This is a genomic window from Legionella bozemanae, assembly GCF_900450575.1.
Lineage (GTDB): Bacteria > Pseudomonadota > Gammaproteobacteria > Legionellales > Legionellaceae > Legionella > Legionella bozemanae.
This window is the reverse complement of sequence record NZ_UGGY01000001.1, coordinates 1,953,712-1,977,568: the sequence shown is the minus strand read 5'-3', so window position 1 is coordinate 1,977,568 and position 23,857 is coordinate 1,953,712. Positions and strand designations below refer to the sequence as shown.

Sequence of the window (23,857 nt, the reverse complement as noted above, 5' to 3'; positions counted from 1 at the left end):
TCTTGGATGCTTTTATTTTTTTTACTTTTTTGCTCTTCCTTGGTTACAGCCGCTCCTGTAAAAAAGCAGGTTACATTTACTGAATACTTAACTCAAGAAAAAACACATCTAACGGCCGCAATTCAGGAGGCAAAACAGCCGATACAGCTTAAAAGCGAGAAAGAGTTTCGTGCTAAAATGAAACAAGTGTCAGCGATACTTTCAATGACAAGTGTTAAAATTGTCAGTTTGGAAAACTTTCTCGAGCATCAAAATAAAGAGCAAAACAGTTTAAATCAACGTTTAAAACAGCTTCAGCAAATGCCTATCGTCAAGGAAAATACAACCATTCCTGAGCGAGTAGAAAAAGTGGAAAATTTGCTGATTATTAACAAACAAACGACTGAACTCATAATTGAAAATCTAAAGCTTGCCAAGGAATTTCAAGCCTCTCTCAATGATGAAATAAAACTCTTGGAGTTGTGGCATTCAAATTTTGTGCTGGAACAAAAACTTGTCCAGATTAAATTATTAAAAGAACAGCTCAATAAACGCTTAAATATACTTTATGAAAGCAATACTACGATTCAACAACCGCTTAAAAGGTCCAAGTCTTCAATATCCCTTACAGCAGCAGATCATGAAGCAATGCTTTTGATTAATAATCAAAATATTGCCGCAATTCAAAATCATTTAAGCGCTTTAAATATACAAAAAACTGTAGTTAAAGCAGATATTATTTATCTTAAAAATCCAGATACAAAAAACTTACAGCTTATTACAGATATTTATAAAGATGCTTTAAATCAATACGCTAAAGTTGAAAAAAATATTCGGGAAATTGAAAATTTTCTAACCAATGAAAGCAAACTTGTTGTAGCGCCAAGTTTAAAGAGATCAATAAGTTCATTACAAAAAACATTGGCACAACAACTTAAAGAAGCGGACATACAAAAACAACTTCTAGTCAAGAGCTTGTCTGACTATCAAGCCCAGCTCAAAAAGCTGATGTCCTCTCGACAAACCCTTGCTGATTACAGTATTAGCAGTTGGCCAATTATTCTCAAGAAAATAGCTGCCATTCCAGGTTTGTTCTATAAATACATAAAGACATTAAGCTTAAAGGTTTATGACAGCTATTTATGGTTAAGTCCTTTATCTATGGTCATCTTATGGGGCGGATTTGCTTTTATTGCGATTTTTTTCTTTATGATAAGTCGTATCTTAAAAATATTGCGACGGGACAAAGAGCGATCACGTTTAACAGGTTACTTATATGATGGAGCGCTTGTTTTAATACAAAGAAACTTACCTTATTTTTGTATTGCGACTATGTTATGGGCGCTGCTTTATGTAACTCATATTTCTTTTTCTAATTATCAGTTATTCTTCAAATTAATTGCAGTATGGTTTACTTTTAGAGTTTTAATCTTAATAGCACGCTTGGTGCTCCTAGAACGTATTACCGACTCATCAGGTAAGGACGTCAAACTTTATTACCGTTTAAAATGGCTATTACTATTTGGTGGCTGGACTACTGCTTTAATGACTATTGGCCATTTACTCCCTTTATCGATATTACTTCAAGATATATTTAATCGCTTATTTATGCTCTTTATTTTAACAGTCTCTTTGGTAGCATGGAAAAGTAAAGATGTTATTCCTTATCTTCTACGTCCCATGCTAAAGAGCAAAAAAGGATATGTCAAAAATGCGATTTACCTGTTGGTCATTCTAGTTCCTACAACATTGTTTACAACAGCAGTAATTGGGTTATTAGGATTTATTAGTTTAGCCTGGAGTATGAGTCAATATCAGGCTTATGTACTCCTTGTACTTGTAGGATATATTTTTGCCCGAGGTTTATTGTTCGATGCCCTGGAATTATTTTCTGAATTGATGATTTCTTCATTACGTAATGGATGGTTATGGATAGAAGTCTTTTTAAAGCCATTAGATAAGATTTTAAGAATCCTGCTAATTTTGGCAAGTATTCATGTTCTTTTCCAATTGTTTGGTTGGTATTCCGATTCATTAGTGATGATCAGTTTAGGTAAATTCGCGCAATATACAGTTGTAAATATCCCAGGTATCCATATTACTGTTACAAGTACCATAGAGTTTTTTATTTTACTTGCAGTTTTTGTTTGGGCTTCTAAATGGACGCGTGAATTTTGTTATCGTTGGGTATTTAAAAATGCTAAAGATGTAGGGATACGGAATAGTCTTTCAGTTTTTAGTCAATATTCAATTGTTCTTTTAGGCGGTTTTGTTTCTCTCCATGTACTTGGATTTGATTTTAGCGGTATGTCAATGATTATTGGAGGGCTTGCCGTCGGTATGGGATTTGGTTTACGTGATTTTGCCAGTAATGTTGTAGGAGGTCTGATGCTGCTTGTTGAAAGACCGGTACGCGAAGGTGATTTAGTGACCATTGGGGAGCATGAAGGACGCGTTGCCCATATTGGCATTCGCTCTATGAGAGTTTCTTCCTGGGATAATATGGAAGTATTAATCCCCAACGCGGAAACTTTTAACAAACCATTTACTAACTGGACGCATCAGGATGGTATTGTTAGGACAGTTGTTCCTATAAAGGTTAGCCGCTCTGATGATGCGGTTATGGTGCAGCAACTCATACAGGATGTTCTGGCTACAACTCCAGAAATCGTTGCAGATCCACCTGCTCAAGTTTTCCTTAAAAAGATTGATGAAGCGTTACTTGAGTTTGAAGCTCGATATTTCATTAACGTTCAAGTGCATACTCGTTTTGAAGTGCGGTCTAAGGTATTGTTTGCTATTATGGCTCAGTTTAAAGCAGCAAATATTAAACCTCCTATTGAACCACTTGCAATTGAAATTAAAGAGGGACAAGGTGATTTCACTGTTAAAAAACAGACCGCCACCGAAAACTGAAGCTGAATTACTCGAGCGCTGTACCAGTATTGCAGGTCTTAGTTTTGCACAATTAGGTTTGATCCTTGGGTTGCTCATTCCAGCTCATCCTAACCAACGAAAAGGATGGGTTGGTCAAGCGATCGAATTAGCCTTAGGCACTGATGCCCAGAACAAGTCATTACCTGATTTTCAGGATTTAGGTATCGAGTTAAAAACACTTCCTCTTAATAAATCAGGAAAACCCGCAGAATCAACATTTATTACTTCAATTCCGTTGCTTACAATTCATCAGCAGCAATGGAAATCATCGCAGTGTTATGCCAAATTAAAACGAATTTTATGGATTCCTATAGAAGGGGATACCGATATTCCTTATCCACAAAGAAGAGTTGGACAGGGGTTTTTATGGTCACCTGATGAGGCACAAGAATGTATATTAGAAGAAGATTGGAATTATTTATCATTTCAAATCAGTACTGGGCATCTTGAAACACTTGATGCACAATCAGGCGAGTATTTACAGGTGAGACCTAAGGCTGCAAGCGGAAAATCATTATGTTATGGTTATGATATTCATGGCAATAAAATCAAAACATTGCCTCGGGGATTCTATTTAAGAAGTAGGTTTACCGCAAAAATTTTATCGTGTTCTAAATAGCAAAGTGCACATGAAAACTTAGAAATAAGGCAAATGTGAATTGATTTTTATCAATTCTAGTTAGTCTATTATTTTAGGGAATCGTCTATTCATTTTTGCATGTGCTGTTCATTAGAAAACCCGGATTACTTTGCAGTACCCGGGAATATATGATAGTGGCAATTACTCAGATTTGGAATGTCCTAAACTTAGCACAGACGGCAACATGTCTCGTATTTGCTCGACGGGTTGTTTTACTTTTGCCATTAAAAGCTCCCTAAAATGAACATCTGTAGCAAAATAGCGAATTGCTCCTTCCACACCTTTATACACGCCTACATCAAGTTCTCGTCGTTCCACACTTGCTTTCAAATCTTGAAGACGATTGAGATCAACATCGGATTTAGGCGATGAGAAGAGAGAATAAGCATAGGAAAAACCACTCCAAATAGAGCTTTTAGTTTCTTCTACTGCAGTTATTTTTTTCCATACCAACATAAATTCAGTTGGGCATAATGGAGCCATCAATTTAATCATACGTTGGATATTAGGATTAGAGAGTATTACTGTATTATCCGTTGTCCCATCATATTCTGGTTGATTTTTTTTCAAGCACCAGTTGTAAATAACTTTCATTTCATCAAGTTGGTTATGGAAATCTGCAAGACTGAAATTTTGAAGAATATAACCAGCAGCGCCGCAATAAAGAAACATACTTAGAAAGTAATTAGCAAATTCGGGAATTGGTAAAAGAAATCCTGCAAGCCAGGTGCCACCCCAAGCTGTTAAACCAGTACTCATTCCTTGGAAAAGATACATCAGATTTGCATTGTACTCGAAATCATTAATGTATTTTTTAAGTGCAGCTTGCTGTTCCTCATCATTTAAGTTAAATGGCTTGGAAGTCAATGCTTTTAAAGCATCAGCCCGGTCTTTTTTGGCTCTTTCAACTGCGGTCATTCCATCAACAGTAAGTTTGCCCACGATACTCTCCTTGAAAAAAATTACAATAAAAACTCTATTCATCCTACCTGAAAAAACAGGATTTATGCTATTGCTTTTTTATAAAAAATATATTTACCGCAAATAATCTATACGATATTGTTTATGAATCATAAGGATCAATATATTATTGTTAACCGAGCCTGAATCATATAAGTTTTCTGCTTTTGAGTTTTGTATGCTAATAAAAAAACACATTAAAAATGAGAACAGATAATGCAGGGATCAATTTTATTTGACAAATCAACTGATTATAACTATCTTTGAATTGTGCGATGCAACATAAGGAGATGCTAATGAAAAACGAATTTTTTGAGCAAAAAATGTTTAACAATTTTGAAGCTCCAATGCAAAAATTAATGGAACTCAATGTTAAAATGATGCAAAACTTAATGAAGCCAATGGATTTATTAAGCTTAAAAAAACCAGAAGATATTTTTGAAAGGAATATGGAGTTATTTCTCCAAAATAGTAATATGACTTTAAATTACATGAGAGAAACGTTCAGTATTCTAGAGCATCATTGGTTCAATGTCCCTCGACATATGGAGCAAAATACTAAAAAAGCAATAAATGAAACTTCATCTGCTATGAAAAAAAGTATAAAAAAGGCAACTACTGCCGCGAAGACTGCTGCTAAAAAAGCTGCTTCCTCTGCTAAAAAAGCGTCACCTGTTGCAAAAAAAGCATCATCTGCTGCTAAGAAAGCGTCATCACCTGTAAAAAAAGCAAGCGTCAAAAAGAATGCTAAAGCAGCTGCACCAAACAAAGCATCTGCTGCTTCAAAGGGAAAACCAGAGGTTAAAAGTGCTTCAGCAAAACCAACTATGATGCATGCTAAAGCGCCTACAAATCAGAATGCACCAAAACCCAGTATGACTGCTGATAGCGGCATGCCAAAAGCAGGTAGCATGCCTGAAAAAAGCGGTGCTATTAAAGACCTTGGCATTCAAAATATGAGTAAAAATAATCCGATGTCAAACGAATTCCGCAAATAGCAATTGAATTTTTTAAAGCCTCCCTCATGGAGGCTTTAAAATTATAAACAATGAATATTTGATTCATTGTTTTAATGGTTATTTTTCTAATATCCCTTGTGTTTGAATCTCATCTTTAAAATATTTAATAAAAAATGTTTTTGTAAGTTTGGGATTTTTAACATTTTCCCTGATAAATTCTATTTCAAAACCGCATTTTTTATAAAAACCAGGGGCTTGGAATGCACTGGTTACCAAATTTATATTGTTAAAACCCTTTCCTTGAAATTGCTCTTCAAGTGTTTGCAGCAGCATCCTTCCATAGCCTTTATGGCGATGTTGTTGATGCACCCACATGTCATCGATATAAATTTCGGCGAATGCAGTAAAGGCATTCAGAACACCACATACCTCTTGATTTTCCCCCCTTAAAACAAGACAGAACGGTTTATAATTCACATCGATTCCATGAGCAGTCTCATATGCCACAAGATCTTCTCTCATTATTTTTTCTACATCATGAGGTAGAGAATCATAAAACTCGATGATGGTATTTCGATTCTTTTGCATAGTTAATTCATTATTTATGATAAGATGTTAGGATTAAAATCAGGTAGCATAGAGTGCAGTTCTTTTGCCAGGGAGTATAGCAGCAAGTCATTTCCTTGAGCAGCCCCTAATTGTATTGATACTGGAAGTTGATTATGCATCATAACAGGAAGAGTCATTGCGGGTAGGCCAGCTTGATTAAATAGTGAAGTAAATGGAGAAAACGCTACATTTTTCTGCAAATAACTCTCAAATTCATCATCAGTTCTTAATTCATTTATAAATAAAGGAAGTTGAGCTAAAGCTGGAGTTAATATTACATCATTTTGATTTAGCAAGCGATGTAATGGTTGTGTCAGTTGATATAAGTTGTTTTTTGCAATGAGGTATTCATAAGAAGAGATAGTGTGTCCACGTTGATAAAATTCCCAGGTAACTGGTTCGAGCTCATCGCGTGTTGCTTTTCTTCCTAATTGAGTTTCTTGGAGTTTAATCGCTGTATATGTATTTGCTGCGATAAGAGTAATTACACAATCGCCAATCGCATTAAGATCCAGCGCTAAATATTTCTTCTCAATTGTATGGCCTACTTTTTTTAATAATTTTTCAACTTTGTTTACTGCTTCAAGGCAAGGCATTGCAACAGGTACCGATGCAAAAACTCCTTCTAAGCAAAGAATATTTAATGGCTTTTTATCAATGGGAAGAGGGCGCACACGGAATTGATCTGCTAATTGATTAAATAATACTTCTGAATCTCTAAGAGAACGTGTTAAGACAAAATTTACTGCTAAACCAGACCATAATTCATTGGTCAAAGGACCTGTTGGTGTTAAGCCTGAGGTCGGTTTAAATCCAAACAAGCCGCAACACGCAGCAGGGATTCTAATGGAACCACCTCCATCGCTTGCTGTGGCAATAGGAGTAATTCCTGCAGCAACTGCAGCTGCTGAACCACCTGAAGAGCCACCAGAGGTTCTATTGGGATCATAAGGATTACGGCAGGGACCAAATAAAACTGATTCAGTAACGTAAGAAAGACCCAGTTCTGGCGTATTTGTTTTCGCAATAGGTACAAAACCTAATGAAATCATTTTACTCACAAAATCACTGGTAAATGGAGCAACATTAGCAGCAAAAAGGCGTGATCCTTCAGTACTGCGGATTCCTGTAATGGAATGCCCTAAGTCCTTAATTAATAAAGGAACGCCATAATAGGGTTCGTTACCGCTAAGTTTTGCCAGACATTTTTTTGCGAAATCAGAACAATCAGTAACAATTGCATTGAGAGAGGGGTTGACTTCATATATTCGTGACAGAGCACAATTAATGGCTTCATCAGGGCTAATTACCCCTGTTTTGATTCTTTTTGCCAGTTCAGTCACATCACACTGAAGATATTCTTTTAATAACATGAAGTACCTGCTGTATTGAAAATCCAGGAACAATAAAAATTGCTCCTGGATTGAAATCATTATTCTTCATGACATTTTTTAAATTTTTCTGCCATTTTTTCTTCCATTTTTTTCATTTTATTTTGTAATTCTGTTTTTTGTTCTGGTTTAAGGACTGCATAAATTTGATTTTTTGCTGTTATCTTAGCTTTAATCATATCCCCAATCAGTTTTGTTTTTTTATCAACTAAACTGTCAACTGTTGATTGATCCATGGATGCTGATTCAGCTTGCTGATTGATTTGTTTACTTAAATCCCTCATTTGTTCTGCACTATTTTTCATTGTTGTTTTAAGTTGTTCTAAGATGGGTTTTATTTTAGATTTTTGGTTTTCATCAAGCTTTAACGACTCAACCATGCTTTTCAGTCCTTCCCTACATTCTCCAGAATGCGCTAAAACTACTGGACTGAGTGCTAATGTAACTGCAAATGCAGCAGCCTGTACCATTTTTTTATACATGATATTTCCTTCCATAGTTAGTGTTAAAATCATAATTTAGTATAGATGTTTTATATGATTTTTGTGAAAAATATTTTTAAAACAAATTAAATAATTCTTGAAAGGACTCATAAGTTTTAGTGTAAAACATATTTTTATATGTACACGGCAAGTTGACAGGGATTAGCAGGTATTCACTACTCCTTTATTTTTCGAATAAGTCCATTTCCTTTAGAATAGTTGCGATAACAATGAAATAAAATAAGGACATTAAAATTGCATAAAGCACCAAAAAATTTTTTCATATACATTTTTTTTATAATATTGGTTATTTTTTCTCAAAGTTCATTTTCCAGCCACATAGATCCTGTTAATTTGCAGGTTACCCAATATATTGATAAAAGCTGGGATCGATTGACCCGTGACAACTGGATTCAATCCAAAGTTGATCCAAAATTATTAGCTGATGAATTTATTGTATATCTCCCTGAATCAGAACGAATTGAAAAAATTAAAGAAAACAATATAAAACTAGCCAACAAAGTTCACTTTGAATATTTACCCCCAAATTATACTCACATTAAAAAGCATGGATTACTTTATTTGCCTTATCCCTATGTAGTACCTGGCGGACGATTTAATGAGATGTATGCCTGGGATAGCTTTTTTATTGAATTAGGTTTACTCGAAAGTAATCGGTTAAATCTTGCAAAAAATATGGTAGATAACTTAATTTATGAGGTTATTCATTACGGGATCGTTTTAAATGCCAATCGCACTTATTATCTAGGACGAACACAACCTCCCGTTTTAACTGAGATGATACTCGCCTATTACAACAAAGATCCTGATAAACTTTGGCTAAAATCCACTTTACCAGCTATTGAAAAATTATATCACCATTGGACATCACCACCTCGTGCAATTCCTCATATTGGTTTATCACGATATTATTCTGGTGGAGTAGGGCAAACCCCCGAGGAATCACCTGTCTATTATGCAAAAGTGATAAACTATTTTAGAACGCATGATATAAGTGATTATAATAAAGCGCTTTTCTATGACCAACAAAACAATAAATTAACACCTCTTTTTTATATTGCGGATCGTACGATTCGGGAATCAGGTTTTGATATTACAGCCAAATATGGTCCATTTGGCGCCGGGATATTGGACTTTGCACCTGTGGATTTAAATGTTTTGCTCTATCAAATGGAACGTGATACACAAGAAATTTATAAAATCCTGGGTAATGATAACGAAGCCATGAAATGGCGAACTCGAGCTGAAAAACGTGCTAAATATATAAATCAATATTTATGGGATGAATCAACTGGTTATTATTTAGATTACGACTTCAAAAAGAAAAGACGAAAATATTATCCCTTTGCCACTACTTTTTATCCTTTGTGGGCCGGAATTGCCTCTAAGGAACAAGCTGCTGCTGTAGTGAAACATATACCGGATTTATTAATGAAAGGTGGCATTGTTACAAGCATTAATAATTCCGGCTTGCAATGGGATGCTCCTTTTGGTTGGGCTCCATTGCAGTATTTTGCAGTTTTTGGGCTTGAGCGCTATGGCTATAAAAGATTTGCAATGGAAATAGCTACTAAATTTATTAATACAGTGAATAGAGGATTTCAAAGAAATCACGCCATTTTTGAAAAATATGATGTGAATACAATAAGCACTCGCACCGATAATAAAATTAAATACAGTTATGCCACGAATGAAATTGGATTTGGTTGGACCAATGGTGTTTATTTAATTTTTACCAAATTTATTGAGCACCATGATAATGAATGCAATTCGATTGAATGTCATGCATAAAGCACAGTAAGCAGGGCTTAAATATCGTTCACTAAACACTTTAATAAGTGAACGATATTCATTTATAAGTTATCTACGCTTCTACAACACCTAAATTTGCATTCTCTACCGTGTATGAATGTGCACCAGTTCCAGCAAACCTACCTTTATCAACAATAAGATATACATCACGAATAGGGCGTTCTTCCAACCAACACTCCAAAATTTCACGCGTCCCCGCAGCATACCGCGCTTGTGCGGATAGAGAGCTTCCAGAAACATGCGGGGTCATCCCATGATGAGGCATTGTTCGCCATGGATGGTCTTGAGGTGCGGGTTGTGGAAACCAAACATCCCCTGCATAACCAGCAAGTTGACCATTTTCACATGCTTTCACCACTGCCTCACGATTACATATTTTCCCTCGAGCAGTATTGATTAAATAAGATCCGCGTTTCATTTTATTAATCAAGTGCTCGTCAAATAAGTTTTCAGTTTCTGGTGTTAAAGGGCAGTTAATGGTCACTACGTCACATGCTTGCACCAAAGATTCAACATGATTATGGAAAATAAGCCCTAACTCTTTTTCGGTTTTTTCCGGTAATCGATGACGATCTGTATAATGCAACTTAACATCAAAAGGTTTTAAACGCTTCATAACGGCTAAGCCAATACGCCCACACGCGACAGAGCCTACTGTCATTCCTTCCAGATCGTAGGAGCGCACAACGCAGTCGGCAATATTCCATCCCTTTTGAATAACCCATTGATTAGAAGGCAAATAATTACGTACCAAAGAGAGGATCATCATGACCACATGTTCAGCGACACTGATACTGTTTGAATAGGTTACTTCAGCCACGGTAATGTTATTTTCTTTTGCTGCTTGCAAGTCCACATGATCAGAACCAATACCTGCCGTAATTACCAATTTCAATTTTTTTGCTTTGGCGATTCGTTCAGACGTTAAATACGCCGGCCAAAAAGGTTGAGAAATAACAACATCAGCATCAGGTAGTTCTTTTTCAAAAACTGAATTTGGACCTTCTTTATCTGAAGTGACCACAAATTGGTGGCCCTGGTCTTCAAGAAAGTGACGTAAACCTAACTCACCAGATACAGAACCAAGTAAAGTACCTGGTTTAAAATCAAGATGTTTTGGTGTGGGGGTATTTTGCCCATCAGGGTAGTGTTCTATTTTTGGCAGTGTGTCCCGTGCATAGTGTTTGGGATATCCCTTAATTGGATCTTCATAAAGAACACAAAGAATTTTAGCCATACATTTTTCCTTAAATAAAATGGTTAAATTGAGTTTCAATGTTCGCTTATAAACGATATAAATGAATAGAAACGTTTAATTTAGCATTGTAGGTCCTAATCAATACTAAAATGATCGGTTTAAGATAATGAATTTATTCTGTTAACTTGTAAACTATTATCGCTAAATAAATTTTTTGATCCATACTCTTATGGATGTACCATAAAAAAAGCTCATGATGGTATGAACATCACGAGCTTCGCATAACAACAGTTAACTAGGGAGCATACCCTTCTCCACGTTTTAGATCGGGCTGCTCACCTATTACTTCTAACCCTGGATATTCCTTTTTTAACACCGCAATTGCGTCTTGAGCAAACTCTGGGGTAATGGTTATTTTTAACCTCTCTGAATGTAAACGACCAATTGATTCTACAAAAAATTGCTTACCATTTTCAAAAGTATGTTGCTTTTTGCTTTGATCGTTGCAAATGGCTAAAAGTGCATGATATCCAAAAATCATATCTCCATTTTTCTCTAATGTTCCATCGGTCATCACTAAAGAACCGTTACCTTGCATTTGAACTGTGGTTTTATATTTCATGTCTTCCTCGTTTTATGAACTACCTGCATATTATTTTAGCACTAATTGATAAAAAATTTGGCTTTTTAGGCAAAAAATTGACCATAGACAAAAAATAGATTTAACATTTTGATTTTTATTAAAAAATTTATTGAATAAAGTAAATTTTACTGAACTTGATTTCGGATGCGAATGGATAATAGTCAAGTAAAGCAGGGTGAGATACAATCATTTTATTGATTTAAATAAAGATTCTAAGAGTGAATATAAAAATATGGTTTATGCTAATAGTCTAAGAAAAGGGTGTTCAGGTCTTCGCTTATGAGTGAACTCGTACACGCTAATATCAAGATCGAATTTGCAAATACTTTACGAGGTCTTGCAGCATTATTTGTTGTACTTTCTCATTATTTAAGTACTTTTTGGTATAAGAGGGACTCTGTTGCTCATCTGATTCATGCACCACTACTATCTCCTGAATCACATGCAACACCGATTTATGTGGTATGGTTGAACTTGTTTCCGCTATTTGATTGGGGGGCTTATGGAGTAGGTTTGTTTTTTATTCTCAGTGGTTTTGTTATTCCTTTTTCACTCTCAAGAACAAATATCATAGGATTTTGTGTCAATCGTCTTTTTCGCATTATTCCGACCTACATCATAGGATTTAGTATCACTTTAATAGCTCTTTTTGTATGCGGAAAATATTTTTTATCAGTTTGGCCTTATTCCTTTCAGGAAGTCTTCATTCACTATATTCCAGGAGTTCGAGATATTCTTGAGTCAAGAAATATAGATGTAATTATCTGGACTCTTGAAGTAGAAATGAAATTTTATCTTATTGTAGCGTTATCAATTGTTTGGTTTCGTGATGATTCGCTTAAGGTTTTTTTAATTCCTGCGGTTTTATTTCTAGTGACCTGTTATATGGCGCACATGCTCCCTGAGTGGGCAATAAAAAATTTATCTGCTTTTATCTGGGCAGAAATTTATATGATGTCATCACCTTATATTATTTATATGTTTATTGGCGTAGTATTCCACTATTTATACTGCCATAAAATTGCATCCGATAGAGGATATTTTTTAATAGGTATTTTATTTGGCATGTTTTGTATCGCATGGTGGACTGGGCCATATTCAGAAAATTTAATATTGGCTTGGAGTTATGCTTTTGCTTTGCTGACTTTTATGTTTGCCTACACATTCCCTCATTTTTTTAGGGCAAATCCCATAGTTAATTTTTTAGCTGATATTAGTTATCCTTTGTATATCGTGCATAGTATTGCAGGTTATGTTGCTCTTCGAGTGATGCTCGATATGAATTTTAAAATTTGGACTGCACTTGCTTTAGTTTTTAGTGGCGCTCTATTATTGTCTTGGTTTCTGCATGTATTTATTGAGCGGCCTACACAGAAACTAGGAAGAAAATGGACCACAAAACGAAATACCCTTACTTTAAGGATGCCAGCCTTGCCAGAAACAGCAATAAAGTTATTGCGATTAAAACAACCACGAGAATTAACCTAGGAATTTTATGTCAGCTTACGAAACCATTTTAAGCAAACAAGAGAAAAAATGGCTTTTAGACCGACGCGTCACAAGACTCTCAGACAATAAAGAAGTTCAAATATACCCCATGGGAGCTGAGCGCTATTTATCATCTGCTTTGGCTGAACACCAAAAGAGTCGATATGATATTCGAGCTGATATTGAAGGAAAAAATGTCCTGGTTATTCCTGGATACGGGAACAGTAGTTTTTTATTTGCGCTAGCAGGTGCAAAGTCAATTACAGCCTATGATAAAGATCCCATTACAATTGCATGGATGAAAGCATTTAAAAAGTATTACCTTTATCGTGAATACGATGTCAAAGGAAATCCTTTGCCATCAATTGGTGAGTTATTTGCTGCGCTCACCTGTTGGTATCCACCGTTAGTGACTTTATCGAGCGGAAAATGGGCTCATTTTTTATTCTGGATAATTCATCCTAACTCATTAAGACGCGCTTATATTCATTACATGGTGTCGCTGGTTCAACGTGCAATTCAATCCAAAGCACAAAGTAATTTTGAATTGGATAAAAACATCCAATTTCATGTGGGTACGGTAGATAAGATACTTGTAAGCGATCAAAAGCAAGCTTTCGACACTGCTTTTGTTCCTTATCTTTTAGGAGTTGAGAACGGAATAGAAAAAGAAAAGGATATAACACACTTTATTGAGCAACTAATCAAAATTGTTCCTGATGGCCGTATACTCGTTACTCCATCAAGAGCTACTAAGGAGTATTATTTCACGGGAAAAAGTTATTTTGTAACAACAGGTTACACAGATATTCAAGCGATACCTGAATTAAAAAAGTATGTTATTGGCGAAGATAAATACTGGTTTCGTACTCAGGGCCTAGCACTATTTGGATCTCGCCATGGTTAAATTTTTAGTTGTTTATAGATATATATTTTGATGACTTATTTGAGGATAAAAATGTATAAAAAAGATCTTTTTAAGTTTCTTGAGCCATAAACTAAATTAACTTTATTTTACGTTCATTTTTCTTTTTCAAATTTTTATGCCATAAATTAAAACGAAGCGAGCAATCGAATCAAAGCATGATCTCCTTACAGTTGCGTTTTTATGAAGAGTTAAATGATTTCATTCCTCCAGAGAGGCGTAAAGTGAGCTTTACTCATAGCGTCCCTCAAAAAACTTCAATTAAAGACCTAATCGAATCACTTGGAGTTCCACATACTGAAGTTGAAGTGATTTTAGTTAATGGGAAATCAGTTGACTTTAATTATCTCGTCCACGATCAGGATTATATTTCCGTATATCCTGTTTTCGAAGCCTTTGATGTGGGTGAGTTGATTCGACTTCGTCCGAAACCTTTAAGAACGCCTCGCTTTATTCTCGATGTTCATCTTGGAAAACTTGCCCGTTATTTGCGTTTACTTGGATTTGATGTGATTTATGAAAACAATCTAACCGATGAAACCATCATCCAGAGAAGTAAAAAAGAACACCGAATTGTGTTAACACGTGATATCGGCATTTTAAAAAATAAAAGCATTACCCATGGTCGCTGGATGCACAATACCAATCCGAAAAAGCAAGTGGAAGAGGTTTTAATGCACTTTCAGTTAACAAAACAGTGCAGACCATTGACTCGATGCCTCATGTGTAATGGGTTACTAAAAAAAGCAGATAAATTAAAAATTATTCAAGATATTCCTGAGCTAGCAAAAAAATACTATCAAACTTTCATGCAATGCCAGTCCTGTAAAAAAATTTATTGGGAAGGCTCACACTATATTAAATTAAAAAATTGGGTTAAGAATATCTTAGAACGGAGGTGAAGAACTACGAAACAGGGTAGTACTAATATATTACATAGCAGCTTTTATCATTATCCTATAAAAATCATTCCTTTTCTTTCATTAATAGACGCAACTAAATTTAGAGTATTCATTTTTTCAATAAAATAAACATCATTTCGGTTATAAATAATACAAAATGTTTGTTATTTAATTAATTCTTAATAAAGCTCATGTAAAATATGTTCTTATTCGGAATTTCTTCCAGGAGGTTAAAAAAGGTAGTGAGTTTAAAATTATGTTTAGAAAAATTTCATTTTTTGGATTAGGACAAAAATCGACTTATAGTACTCCTAGCAGTGTTCCTTATAGCGACTACCAATTATTAACAGAAATTGATGTACCAGCCACAAGCGTAGCATGGCATCGAATCCATGGCGAATCTCCTAAAGATGTGACTAAAGACGGTTTTAGTGGTAGAGAAGATTTTCCTAAAGATAATTTAAAATCTTATATAGCATTTAATACAAAATTTGGCGGATTTGGTGGAACAATAAGTATTGCAAAAGCACTTGAGTTTGCCCAAAACGGTGCGAATAATATAAGTAACTATCTTTACTCTTCTGTAAATCCTAATAAAAAAATTAGCATACCTGCATTTATCCGAGAAACAGCTGACATGATTTCTGAGTCAACAACTACTTCAAAAATATGTGAAATGGAAGTTATGGCCGTAGGGAGTATACCCGCAGAATGTATTTTTTATGCTACAAATGAGCTCGATAAATTTGCTAAAGATGAAGAAGTAGAAAATTTAATGCATCGTACTAATTCTAAATTACCTGCTACTTATAAACGTAGTGATGTAGATACGCCTGCGGCGATCTTATTGCATTTGATAAAAACTGGATGCACGAGCATCATTGAAACGGGCATAAAGAGCAAATCATTTGATCTTGAAGAAATGAGACTACTTGCAAAACAGCCAGAATATTCTAAATTAGCTATCTTTTTAGAAGATATGGTATCTGCAGAAAAATTTAGTAATAGATAATAGCTCTATTTAATAAAAATGGAGCTTTTAGATCCTGCTAGTTTTATTGTGACATGTTACCCTTGCCTTAAAATTATTTTAATGTCATGTTACCATGCAGCCCACTTTAACTGTAATGGCATTCAAAATCTCCTGAAATGTCAGAAATCTAAGGAGAAATTAACATGTATATTCGTATCTATTTTCAAGATCACTGTCAAACGAATTACCCCCTGTATTCAATCAGTAGCATTAAAGTCCTTGATATAAGTTCTACTGAAAGTCTTCCGGCACTTGATACTGACACTGTTAAGAGCGAAATCATTTCTGAACGCAATTTTGAGCATCGTGGGCAACAGGTACCAATTTTTCGTGATATTAAATACTACAAAGAGTATTACGTTGACTGTAGAAACAAAACCAAGCAACAGGTCGAAGCAACAATACAATTATTAGTCGAAGATGGCAATTTGTTAAATAACACCTATCGAAACGAGCTTTTTCTTGATGATATAAAAAGTTCCATTCAAAAACTTCTAGAACCAATAAATCCTATAACTAATGCAAACGGCTCGTATAAGTTTTTTGATCTGAAAAAAAAGCTATGTGGCAGCCACACTAGAGAACTTGATTTTGATGATAACTATCGAGAATATGGATTTAGATAAATAAAAAAGGAGGCCCTTAAACGTAAATAATACTGTGGTAAAATATCATGTGATGAAAAGAACCATTTTTACTTATTTGAGCATAGTAAATTTCTAATGTGTGGTTTTCCATTTTGATTATTAGTAGAAAGCAAAATCATGAAAAGAACAGTTGAAGTTATTCGTTATAATCCCTCATGGCCTGAACTGTTTGCAGCTGAGGCTCACCAAATAAAGCAGGCACTGGGATCTAATTGCATTGAAATTTATCATATTGGATCTACTTCGGTGCCAGAATTAAGCGCGAAACCTATTATCGATATTCTTCCTGTTGTTGAAAATATTTTACTGGTGGATAAAGCATCAGAATCTATGGAAAAAATTGGATATGTAACAATGGGCGAGTATGGTATTCCTTTTCGTCGTTATTTTCAAAAAGGTGCAACTAAAAGAACTCATAATGTACATGTTTTTGAAAAGGGAAACTCAGAAATTGAACGGCATTTATATTTCCGTGATTGGATGAGAACACATCCCAATGATCGTGATGCTTATGCCACCCTGAAAATGGCTTTGGCAAAACAGTTTCCTAATGATATTAACGCCTATTGTCTAGGGAAAGAAGAGTTTATTTCCAATATTGATGCTCAAACTGGCTTTACCCAACTTCGCATTGTCAAAGCATTAACACGCCGTGAATGGCAATCGGCTCGTACTTTTCGTCAAAAATATTTTTTTGATAAAGTACCCATTTCAGATCCCTATACATGGACGTTCGATCATAAAGACCACATCCATTTTATTCTTTATCAAGGAACGAAGCGAGTTGGCTATGCCCACATTCAATTATGGCCAAATCAAAGAGCAGCACTTAGAATTATTGTTATTGATGAGGAATGTCGCAATAAAGGTTTAGGTGGCTATTTTTTGAATATCATTGAAAAGTGGCTAAAGGAGACTGGAGTTTATCAGCTACATATCCAATCCTCGCCAGACGCTTTAAATTTTTATATTCATCATCAGTACGTCAATATACCCTTTGATGATCCTGATCATCATGGAAGTGATCCACGAGATATTGAGATTGGTAAAATATTATGATTATCGAGTTACTCATATTAAAAAATAAGCCAAAAAAATATCATGAATCAACATTCATTGCTAAACTAAATAGATAGCAAATTGCATAAACAAAAATAGCATGATAAATAATCAAATTGAACTGTTTTTCCAGTCAAAAGCCTTCGCTGTGATTGGTGCCTCTTCGAATCGAGAAAAATATGGAAACAAAGTTTTACGATGTTATCTAGAGAATGGTAAAAAAGCTTATCCTGTAAACCCTAAAGAAAATTCAATTGAAGGGATTCCGGTAGTACATTCAGTAAGTCAATTGCCAAATGAGGTTGAAAGTATTTCTATTATAACCCCGCCTGTTATTACTGAAAAAATCGTTGAAGAAGCGATTAAAAAAGGAATTAAAAATATTTGGATGCAACCTGGCGCAGAGAGTAACTCAGCCATTCAGAACTGCAAACACCATAAAATCAATGTCATAGCTGGAGGACCCTGCATTTTAGTCGTTTTAAATTATAGAGAGCACTAATTTTTTAGCAATTTACTTTATATTTGGAAAAAATCTTTTGGCCCTATTATGGATAATCATTTCGAGGCTGTAGTTATGAGGGACAAATATGTATATGTGGTTTGAACTCTTAGGTATGTTGGTCCTAATCTTAATCTCAGCGCAATTATTTTCTAATGCGTTAGAGCATTTTGGTGAAAGGTTGGATATTTCAACTGGTGTCACGGGTTCAATATTCGCAGCTATATCTACTGCGCTTCCAGAAACTACGGTACCCATCTTGGCAATAATTGCCGGAACCGCTGATCGACAAGTTAATGAAGAAATTAGCGTAGGGGCAATTTTAGGTGCTCCATTAATGTTATCCACTTTATCAACCTTTATTATGGCTTCTTCAGTAATTAAAAAGCGGGGGCTTAATGGATGGATAACACCAGAAATTAGTGGTTTTAAACGGGACATGAATTTTTTCTTAATGGCATTCACTCTTGCTGCTTTAGCAATGTTTCTTCCTTTAGAGCCAAATTATTCGTTACGTATTTTATTTTGCATTATACTTGTTTTTCTTTATTTTCTTTATTTAATGTTTACGTTCAGTGCGTCTAAAGCTTTAGTAGAAAATGGCCATGCAGTAATAACAAGTGAACCTTTATTAATTGCTAAACTGGGTTTAAAAAACAATCTCAAAACAATTTTAATCCAATTAATTTTGGGGCTAATCCTATTGGTATTTAGCGCAAAGGGATTTATTCATGGAGTACAGGGAGCAGCAAATTCTATTGGCATACCGGTGTTGCTTTTATCATTACTGATCATCCCCATCGCAACAGAATTACCAGAAAAAGTAAATAGCGTGATATGGGTAAGAAAAGGTCAAGATACCCTTGGTTTTGGCAATATAACTGGTGCAATGGTATTTCAGGGCACTTTACTTCCTGCATTAGGAATACTTTTAACACCTTGGGCACCATCTAGAGTAGTTTTAACCGGTATTCTCGTAACCTACATTGCTACAGCATGGCTAAGGTTCAATATTTCAGTGGATGGAATTAAGATTAAGATGTTATTTTTTAATGGAATTTTATACTTAACCTACCTAGGAATAGTGCTTTCATAAAAATGCATGCGAAGAACTAAATATGCCACTGTATTACATTTAATAGGTTGTAAGCTCGTCTAATAAACACAATAATAAGCGGCTGATCCTAATTCTTTGAGTAAACGGAGTATATGCTTATGAAATTTGATGCTATTGTCCTTGGAGGCGGAATTATTGGAGTATCCGTTGCAATTCATTTGCAAAAACGAGGACGGTCAGTAGCATTAGTCGATGCGAAGTCCCCTGGAAGTGAGACCTCATATGGTAATGCCGGATTAATTCAGCGTGAAGGGGTGTATCCCTATGCCTTTCCAAGAGATATGTTCTCTTTAATTAAATACGCTTTAAATAGCTCTCCTGATGTCAGATATCACCCGAAGGCAATCCTGAGGCTTGCGCCTTTTTTATGGAAATACTGGGTGAATTCTCATTCATTACGTCATGCAGAGATTGCTCGCTCTTATGCAAACTTGATTCAACACAGCATAACGGAACATCATTTTCTAGCCGAAGCCGCAGGAGTAAGAAATTTATTTCGCTCAGGTGGATGGCTTAAAGTATTTCGAACTGTAAAAAAGCAAGATACTGAAACACGATTTGCTGAAAAATGTAAAATGGAGTATGGCATCCAGTTTGAGTCTTTTGACCAGAATTCATTGAGTCAAATTGAGCCAGATCTGGATAAATCATTATTAGGAGCTCTTCGATATGTAGACTCTGAAACTGTGAGCGATCCGGGGGCACTCGTTGCTGCCTATGCCAATTATTTTGAACATCTTGGTGGTCGCTTTTTTTTCGGAGACGCATTTACTTTATCCAACCAATGGACCGTCAAAACAGAACAGGGCCAACTCAAGGCAGATTCTGCAGTGATTGCGTTAGGACCATGGTCAGACATTCTATGTTCTCAACTAGGATATCACTTCCCGCTAGCAGTAAAACGTGGGTATCATATGCATTACGGTGTAAGAGCAAATGCACAACTCAATCACCCAGTACTCGATGTTGAGAATGGTTTTCTGTTAGCACCAATGACTCGCGGAATTCGTCTTACTACCGGGGCAGAATTTGCACCACGTGATTCACAGAAAACTCCAGTACAACTTGATTTAGTAGAGCCTATTGCACGCACGCTGTTTCCAATTACCACCCGACTTGATGAATTTCCCTGGATGGGATGTAGACCCTGTACACCGGATATGCTCCCAATTATTAGCCAAGCTCCTCGACATGCCGGGCTTTGGTTTGCATTCGGGCATGCTCATCACGGTTTGACCCTTGGGCCGGTTACGGGTCGTTTGCTCGCGGAAATGATGACCGCAGAAGACTTAATCACTGATCCATTATCTTTTAGTGCAAGCCGGTTTGCTCCATAAGAATTAGTAGCATGCTCAATATGAATCTTGTAATACTTGCAATGATATCAATTATTTTCATAGGATCATTATTTATCTATCTAAATCACTACAATCTAAGAATCCTCTATGAAAATAATCATTGAGCAAATACTGCCCGAACACGCTGCAACTTTATGCGAACAAATAACAAAAGATTTACCTGAGTACTTTGGTTTACTAGAATGCAATGACCACTACATCAAAGGAGTCCGTTCACGAATTAATTTTGCTGCTAAAACAGCTGAAGAAATGTATGTAGGGCTCCTTAGTCTTGACTTTCCATATCCAAATACCAGTTCGATTTATTGGATGGCAGTATTTGCTCAATGGCAAGGCAAAAATATAGGATCAATGCTTATAGATAAAGCATCTCAGTATGCCAAAAAACAAAAAGCATCGACTATGACAGTCGAAACATTATCTCCCCAAGAGTCAGATGAGAATTATCTTGAAACCTACCATTTTTATGAAAAGCAAGGATTTCAACCTTTATTTAATCTCAAACCAGAGGGATATATTTGGAATATGGTTTATATGGTTAAGTATTTGTATTAAAGGATTGAACTGATATCGAATTAGCGCCAAATAGGAGAGATAAATGAATGATCCAATAACTATCATTACTGATTTTAAGGATAATGGAGCTGTTTCTAAAATCATCTATGATAATTTAAAAAAATTTAATGAATCAATCATTGGCAATTATGAAGCAAAACCTTTTATCATTTATGCAAAAAACGATACCTCTGAAATTCTTGGTGGTATTAAAGGAGATATATTTGGTACGTTATGCAGAGTATTTACCGTATGGATTCACAAAAAATATCGCCGTAAAGGACTAGGTCGAGAATTATTTGTGAAACTAGATGCTTTTGCACAAAAAAACAATTGTAAAATGATTCAACTTGATACTGCAGAATTCCAAGCAAAAGGTTTCTATGAAAAACTGGGTTATCAAGTTATAGCGACATTACCAGATAATTTTATGGGTTATACCAGCTATATTTTGAGAAAATATATGATTTGAATCAGGCGAATGCATGCCTGAGAGATAATATTTTTAATAAAAACTTATCAATTAATCAAATAAATATTAAATTGTTGTTCAATTCAAGTATAAAGTGATTCTTAACTGACTATCGCACTTATTGAAAGGACAGTATAGGAATGCGATACAACTGAACATGTGCCATCAAACTCATCTTCTCATCTCATCGCGAGATTTATATGGGTTTTGCCCATGTCCAGCATTACATGAAAAATTTATTTATTTTCAATATGATTGTAGTTCTGAGTGAATATTATATTCACTAAAAGCGAGAGGATATTTTTTGACTGCTTTAATTTTTCTTTTGAACTGTTTTTCTAATAATTTTTCAATTGCTGTGAAACCATTGCGTAGTGCAATATATAAATTTTGGTTTTGCTTTCTACTGCTGATTTTCTTGCCAAGGATAGTCATATTAATGCTTACACTAAATATTTTCCCTTTAAGTCGATGGTTTTGCTCCCTATCTATGACTACTCGACAATGATTTATCTTTCTATAGATTCTCTTGAGTTTGTTATAATTTTTATCAATGTGGCATTCAATTGCCGATGAGTATGAAACAGAACGAAATGTTATTTGAACTGATGACATAGCTTAAATCCTCTTAATTTAAATTTATTTTTTAAAAGTGAAATAAAAAATTTTTAAATTTAATGATAAGAGATGAAATTATTCTATTTTTAAGTGATTTGTTATTAATCCTCCTCATAAAATACATCGTGAATATTCTATAGGGACAATTAAATCAGATTTCAATACTGGTTTTAAAAAAAATTTAGTAAAAATTACTCTTGTAAATTTAGGAATTATCCCTATATCACGATACCCAAACGCATAAAGAATAATAATAAGAGTTTCAGATTTTGAAAAACAAGCGAGCCTCTATAGGCATTTGTTCATTATTCTACGGGTGCTTTCTTAAAATATCGAACTACCTTTGTCGTCGCATTGTCAATTATTTCACCTCTAATGTCGCCGGGTGTACCATTAACTTCGGCTAACATCCAAATATATAGTTTCTCAATATCATCGCCAGACTTATGTTGTATTATTTTCTCATTGGAATAAATTCGTGCGGTATATTGTTGATTCATACTTCATTCTCCATCAAGATAGTGCTCAATAAATCCATTTCACAATTTCATCTCGAAAGATCATCTTTTAAGAAAAATCCTATTATAAATTATAGCTTAGTTAGATTGCTCGTTGAGAAATTTATAAAAACTCCCTGCTCAAAAAATAAGCTTATTTTTATGAATCGGCTCTCTGTTATTTACAGAGAGCTAGCCAGTGCGGAAATAGGGTGAGCACAGTTTATGAAATGCAACGGATGTTTTGCTTACCCTATGAAATAGAGAACCAACGGTGAATTAACTGGCCATATTATTTTGATACCAATTGGGTAGAGGTTTTAGTTTAATAAAATCAACTTTATTTAATCGACTAAGCGTTTCATTAATCACGTGGGTACTGAATTGACGTCCAGATAGGAAACGACTTATGATATTGATTTTTTCCTGTTCTGAAATCTCATTTTTATAATTATTAATTAATTTTTTGTGTGATTCCTCCCAAGCTCTAGTTCTCTCTTCAGGTATTGAACGTAACGCTTCATTAATATATTCGGATTTTATTTTTCGTTGCTTTAAGATATTTTCAATAAAACGATCGCCCTTATGGGCATAATGCTGCGCCAAGTGGCGAGCAAGATGCCTATCATTAATGATTTGATGAGACTTTAAATAGTCCATAGTTTGATTAATGGCATTTTCTAAATCAAGTAAGGCGCCATAGCGCATTTCTAATTCTTGACGTAATTCATATTCGCTGTAGGATTTTATGGATAAAGCGTGAATGGCATTATCAATCATATTCATTTTTTGTTCCCGGTATTTATAATAGAGTAAATAATTTATTCTTTATTAGGAAAGAAAGGGGTGATCAACCTTCCACAGTAATTTCAATTTTTTTCTCAGCAGCAATCTCTTTTTTGGGAATAGATATTTCCAGCACTCCATGAGTATACTTGGCAGTAATATTTGCATCGTCTGCCGTTTGTGGAAGAGGCGGATTCAACTCGCTAATGCAACTTTTGTATATAAAACAATCAGTTGAGATGGTATAAAATCCATTCCTGATTTTGT

At 35.0% G+C, this 23,857-nt stretch carries 25 protein-coding genes; 15 read left to right on the top strand and 10 right to left on the bottom strand.

Going from position 1 to position 23,857, the window contains the following annotated elements; all coding sequences use genetic code 11:
• Nucleotides 1-6 precede the first annotated feature (6 nt).
• Nucleotides 7-2,895, top strand: a complete 2,889-nt coding sequence (locus DY223_RS08585) for a mechanosensitive ion channel domain-containing protein (protein ID WP_235810534.1) — start codon at nucleotides 7-9, stop codon at nucleotides 2,893-2,895.
• Complete coding sequence (gene mutH, locus DY223_RS08580) at nucleotides 2,855-3,535, top strand: DNA mismatch repair endonuclease MutH (protein ID WP_058459876.1); 681 nt, start codon at nucleotides 2,855-2,857, stop codon at nucleotides 3,533-3,535. The genes DY223_RS08585 and mutH overlap by 41 nt, the downstream gene beginning before the upstream one ends.
• Before the next feature lie 162 nt (nucleotides 3,536-3,697).
• Here mutH and DY223_RS08575 read toward each other — a convergent pair whose 3' ends face one another.
• Nucleotides 3,698-4,498, bottom strand: a complete 801-nt coding sequence (locus DY223_RS08575; protein WP_058459877.1) for a hypothetical protein — start codon at nucleotides 4,496-4,498, stop codon at nucleotides 3,698-3,700.
• A gap of 314 nt (nucleotides 4,499-4,812) precedes the next feature.
• On the opposite strand from DY223_RS08575, the gene DY223_RS08570 reads away from it, so the two are divergent.
• A complete protein-coding gene (locus DY223_RS08570; protein ID WP_058459878.1) occupies nucleotides 4,813-5,514 on the top strand; it encodes a hypothetical protein in 702 nt (233 codons plus the stop codon).
• 78 nt (nucleotides 5,515-5,592) lie between these two features.
• Here the strand turns inward: DY223_RS08570 and DY223_RS08565 are convergent, their stop codons facing one another.
• The 3 genes from DY223_RS08565 to DY223_RS08555 are packed head-to-tail and all read right to left on the bottom strand — an operon-like array spanning nucleotide 5,593 to nucleotide 7,957.
• On the bottom strand, nucleotides 5,593-6,063 hold the full coding sequence (locus DY223_RS08565) for a GNAT family N-acetyltransferase (protein WP_058459879.1): 471 nt from the start codon (nucleotides 6,061-6,063) through the stop codon (nucleotides 5,593-5,595).
• Nucleotides 6,064-6,077: 14 nt separating this feature from the next.
• Nucleotides 6,078-7,457: an amidase gene (locus DY223_RS08560; protein WP_058459996.1), complete on the bottom strand. Its 1,380-nt coding sequence runs from the start codon at nucleotides 7,455-7,457 to the stop codon at nucleotides 6,078-6,080.
• 59 nt (nucleotides 7,458-7,516) lie between these two features.
• Nucleotides 7,517-7,957, bottom strand: coding sequence for a Spy/CpxP family protein refolding chaperone (locus tag DY223_RS08555; protein ID WP_058459880.1), 441 nt, complete (start codon nucleotides 7,955-7,957; stop codon nucleotides 7,517-7,519).
• A gap of 255 nt (nucleotides 7,958-8,212) precedes the next feature.
• Between DY223_RS08555 and DY223_RS08550 the strand changes: the two genes are divergently transcribed.
• Complete coding sequence (locus tag DY223_RS08550) at nucleotides 8,213-9,769, top strand: trehalase family glycosidase (RefSeq protein ID WP_058459881.1); 1,557 nt, start codon at nucleotides 8,213-8,215, stop codon at nucleotides 9,767-9,769.
• 73 nt (nucleotides 9,770-9,842) lie between these two features.
• Here DY223_RS08550 and DY223_RS08545 read toward each other — a convergent pair whose 3' ends face one another.
• The gene (locus DY223_RS08545) at nucleotides 9,843-11,027 is read right to left on the bottom strand and encodes an NAD-dependent formate dehydrogenase (protein ID WP_058459882.1); all 1,185 of its coding nucleotides are present in this window, start codon (nucleotides 11,025-11,027) and stop codon (nucleotides 9,843-9,845) included.
• 256 nt (nucleotides 11,028-11,283) lie between these two features.
• On the bottom strand, nucleotides 11,284-11,610 hold the full coding sequence (locus DY223_RS08540) for a hypothetical protein (protein ID WP_058459883.1): 327 nt from the start codon (nucleotides 11,608-11,610) through the stop codon (nucleotides 11,284-11,286).
• A 300-nt stretch (nucleotides 11,611-11,910) separates the two neighbouring features.
• Between DY223_RS08540 and DY223_RS08535 the strand changes: the two genes are divergently transcribed.
• From DY223_RS08535 to DY223_RS08485, 11 genes are all read left to right on the top strand, one after another.
• A complete protein-coding gene (locus DY223_RS08535; protein ID WP_064115080.1) occupies nucleotides 11,911-13,119 on the top strand; it encodes an acyltransferase family protein in 1,209 nt (402 codons plus the stop codon).
• 7 nt (nucleotides 13,120-13,126) lie between these two features.
• The gene (locus DY223_RS08530; protein WP_058459884.1) at nucleotides 13,127-14,026 is read left to right on the top strand and encodes a hypothetical protein; all 900 of its coding nucleotides are present in this window, start codon (nucleotides 13,127-13,129) and stop codon (nucleotides 14,024-14,026) included.
• 176 nt (nucleotides 14,027-14,202) lie between these two features.
• Complete coding sequence (locus DY223_RS08525; protein ID WP_082642456.1) at nucleotides 14,203-14,946, top strand: Mut7-C RNAse domain-containing protein; 744 nt, start codon at nucleotides 14,203-14,205, stop codon at nucleotides 14,944-14,946.
• Between the two features lie 256 nt (nucleotides 14,947-15,202).
• A complete protein-coding gene (locus tag DY223_RS08520) occupies nucleotides 15,203-15,958 on the top strand; it encodes a hypothetical protein (protein ID WP_058459886.1) in 756 nt (251 codons plus the stop codon).
• A 164-nt stretch (nucleotides 15,959-16,122) separates the two neighbouring features.
• A complete protein-coding gene (locus DY223_RS08515) occupies nucleotides 16,123-16,605 on the top strand; it encodes a hypothetical protein (RefSeq protein WP_058459887.1) in 483 nt (160 codons plus the stop codon).
• Between the two features lie 138 nt (nucleotides 16,606-16,743).
• Nucleotides 16,744-17,685, top strand: a complete 942-nt coding sequence (locus DY223_RS08510) for a bifunctional GrpB family protein/GNAT family N-acetyltransferase (RefSeq protein WP_058459888.1) — start codon at nucleotides 16,744-16,746, stop codon at nucleotides 17,683-17,685.
• A 100-nt stretch (nucleotides 17,686-17,785) separates the two neighbouring features.
• On the top strand, nucleotides 17,786-18,187 hold the full coding sequence (locus DY223_RS08505; protein WP_058459889.1) for a CoA-binding protein: 402 nt from the start codon (nucleotides 17,786-17,788) through the stop codon (nucleotides 18,185-18,187).
• A 94-nt stretch (nucleotides 18,188-18,281) separates the two neighbouring features.
• Nucleotides 18,282-19,283: a sodium:calcium antiporter gene (locus DY223_RS08500; RefSeq protein WP_082642468.1), complete on the top strand. Its 1,002-nt coding sequence runs from the start codon at nucleotides 18,282-18,284 to the stop codon at nucleotides 19,281-19,283.
• A 119-nt stretch (nucleotides 19,284-19,402) separates the two neighbouring features.
• The gene (locus DY223_RS08495) at nucleotides 19,403-20,641 is read left to right on the top strand and encodes an NAD(P)/FAD-dependent oxidoreductase (protein ID WP_058459891.1); all 1,239 of its coding nucleotides are present in this window, start codon (nucleotides 19,403-19,405) and stop codon (nucleotides 20,639-20,641) included.
• Between the two features lie 108 nt (nucleotides 20,642-20,749).
• Complete coding sequence (locus tag DY223_RS08490) at nucleotides 20,750-21,217, top strand: GNAT family N-acetyltransferase (RefSeq protein WP_058459892.1); 468 nt, start codon at nucleotides 20,750-20,752, stop codon at nucleotides 21,215-21,217.
• 43 nt (nucleotides 21,218-21,260) lie between these two features.
• On the top strand, nucleotides 21,261-21,689 hold the full coding sequence (locus DY223_RS08485) for a GNAT family N-acetyltransferase (protein WP_058459893.1): 429 nt from the start codon (nucleotides 21,261-21,263) through the stop codon (nucleotides 21,687-21,689).
• A 246-nt stretch (nucleotides 21,690-21,935) separates the two neighbouring features.
• Here DY223_RS08485 and DY223_RS08480 read toward each other — a convergent pair whose 3' ends face one another.
• The 4 genes from DY223_RS08480 to DY223_RS08465 form a co-directional block, all read right to left on the bottom strand.
• On the bottom strand, nucleotides 21,936-22,304 hold the full coding sequence (locus tag DY223_RS08480) for an HPF/RaiA family ribosome-associated protein (protein ID WP_058459894.1): 369 nt from the start codon (nucleotides 22,302-22,304) through the stop codon (nucleotides 21,936-21,938).
• A gap of 308 nt (nucleotides 22,305-22,612) precedes the next feature.
• The gene (locus DY223_RS08475; RefSeq protein WP_058459895.1) at nucleotides 22,613-22,807 is read right to left on the bottom strand and encodes a hypothetical protein; all 195 of its coding nucleotides are present in this window, start codon (nucleotides 22,805-22,807) and stop codon (nucleotides 22,613-22,615) included.
• A gap of 276 nt (nucleotides 22,808-23,083) precedes the next feature.
• Nucleotides 23,084-23,590, bottom strand: coding sequence for a regulatory protein RecX (locus tag DY223_RS08470; protein ID WP_058459896.1), 507 nt, complete (start codon nucleotides 23,588-23,590; stop codon nucleotides 23,084-23,086).
• Between the two features lie 64 nt (nucleotides 23,591-23,654).
• Nucleotides 23,655-23,789, bottom strand: coding sequence for an Hsp20/alpha crystallin family protein (locus tag DY223_RS08465; RefSeq protein ID WP_259293197.1), 135 nt, complete (start codon nucleotides 23,787-23,789; stop codon nucleotides 23,655-23,657).
• Nucleotides 23,790-23,857: the final 68 nt, after the last annotated feature.

Bases quoted from the DNA above. Each gene is read 5' to 3' on its own strand.
- DY223_RS08585 (WP_235810534.1), top strand. From the start codon at position 7: ATGCTTTTATTTTTTTTACTTTTTTGCTCTTCCTTGGTTACAGCCGCT.
- DY223_RS08570 (WP_058459878.1), top strand. From the start codon at position 4,813: ATGAAAAACGAATTTTTTGAGCAAAAAATGTTTAACAATTTTGAAGCT.
- DY223_RS08565 (WP_058459879.1), bottom strand. From the start codon at position 6,063: ATGCAAAAGAATCGAAATACCATCATCGAGTTTTATGATTCTCTACCT.
- DY223_RS08560 (WP_058459996.1), bottom strand. From the start codon at position 7,457: ATGTTATTAAAAGAATATCTTCAGTGTGATGTGACTGAACTGGCAAAA.
- DY223_RS08555 (WP_058459880.1), bottom strand. From the start codon at position 7,957: ATGTATAAAAAAATGGTACAGGCTGCTGCATTTGCAGTTACATTAGCA.
- DY223_RS08545 (WP_058459882.1), bottom strand. From the start codon at position 11,027: ATGGCTAAAATTCTTTGTGTTCTTTATGAAGATCCAATTAAGGGATAT.
- DY223_RS08540 (WP_058459883.1), bottom strand. From the start codon at position 11,610: ATGAAATATAAAACCACAGTTCAAATGCAAGGTAACGGTTCTTTAGTG.
- DY223_RS08535 (WP_064115080.1), top strand. From the start codon at position 11,911: ATGAGTGAACTCGTACACGCTAATATCAAGATCGAATTTGCAAATACT.
- DY223_RS08530 (WP_058459884.1), top strand. From the start codon at position 13,127: ATGTCAGCTTACGAAACCATTTTAAGCAAACAAGAGAAAAAATGGCTT.
- DY223_RS08525 (WP_082642456.1), top strand. From the start codon at position 14,203: ATGATCTCCTTACAGTTGCGTTTTTATGAAGAGTTAAATGATTTCATT.
- DY223_RS08520 (WP_058459886.1), top strand. From the start codon at position 15,203: ATGTTTAGAAAAATTTCATTTTTTGGATTAGGACAAAAATCGACTTAT.
- DY223_RS08515 (WP_058459887.1), top strand. From the start codon at position 16,123: ATGTATATTCGTATCTATTTTCAAGATCACTGTCAAACGAATTACCCC.
- DY223_RS08510 (WP_058459888.1), top strand. From the start codon at position 16,744: ATGAAAAGAACAGTTGAAGTTATTCGTTATAATCCCTCATGGCCTGAA.
- DY223_RS08505 (WP_058459889.1), top strand. From the start codon at position 17,786: ATGATAAATAATCAAATTGAACTGTTTTTCCAGTCAAAAGCCTTCGCT.
- DY223_RS08500 (WP_082642468.1), top strand. From the start codon at position 18,282: ATGTGGTTTGAACTCTTAGGTATGTTGGTCCTAATCTTAATCTCAGCG.
- DY223_RS08495 (WP_058459891.1), top strand. From the start codon at position 19,403: ATGAAATTTGATGCTATTGTCCTTGGAGGCGGAATTATTGGAGTATCC.
- DY223_RS08490 (WP_058459892.1), top strand. From the start codon at position 20,750: ATGAAAATAATCATTGAGCAAATACTGCCCGAACACGCTGCAACTTTA.
- DY223_RS08485 (WP_058459893.1), top strand. From the start codon at position 21,261: ATGAATGATCCAATAACTATCATTACTGATTTTAAGGATAATGGAGCT.
- DY223_RS08480 (WP_058459894.1), bottom strand. From the start codon at position 22,304: ATGTCATCAGTTCAAATAACATTTCGTTCTGTTTCATACTCATCGGCA.
- DY223_RS08475 (WP_058459895.1), bottom strand. From the start codon at position 22,807: ATGAATCAACAATATACCGCACGAATTTATTCCAATGAGAAAATAATA.
- DY223_RS08470 (WP_058459896.1), bottom strand. From the start codon at position 23,590: ATGAATATGATTGATAATGCCATTCACGCTTTATCCATAAAATCCTAC.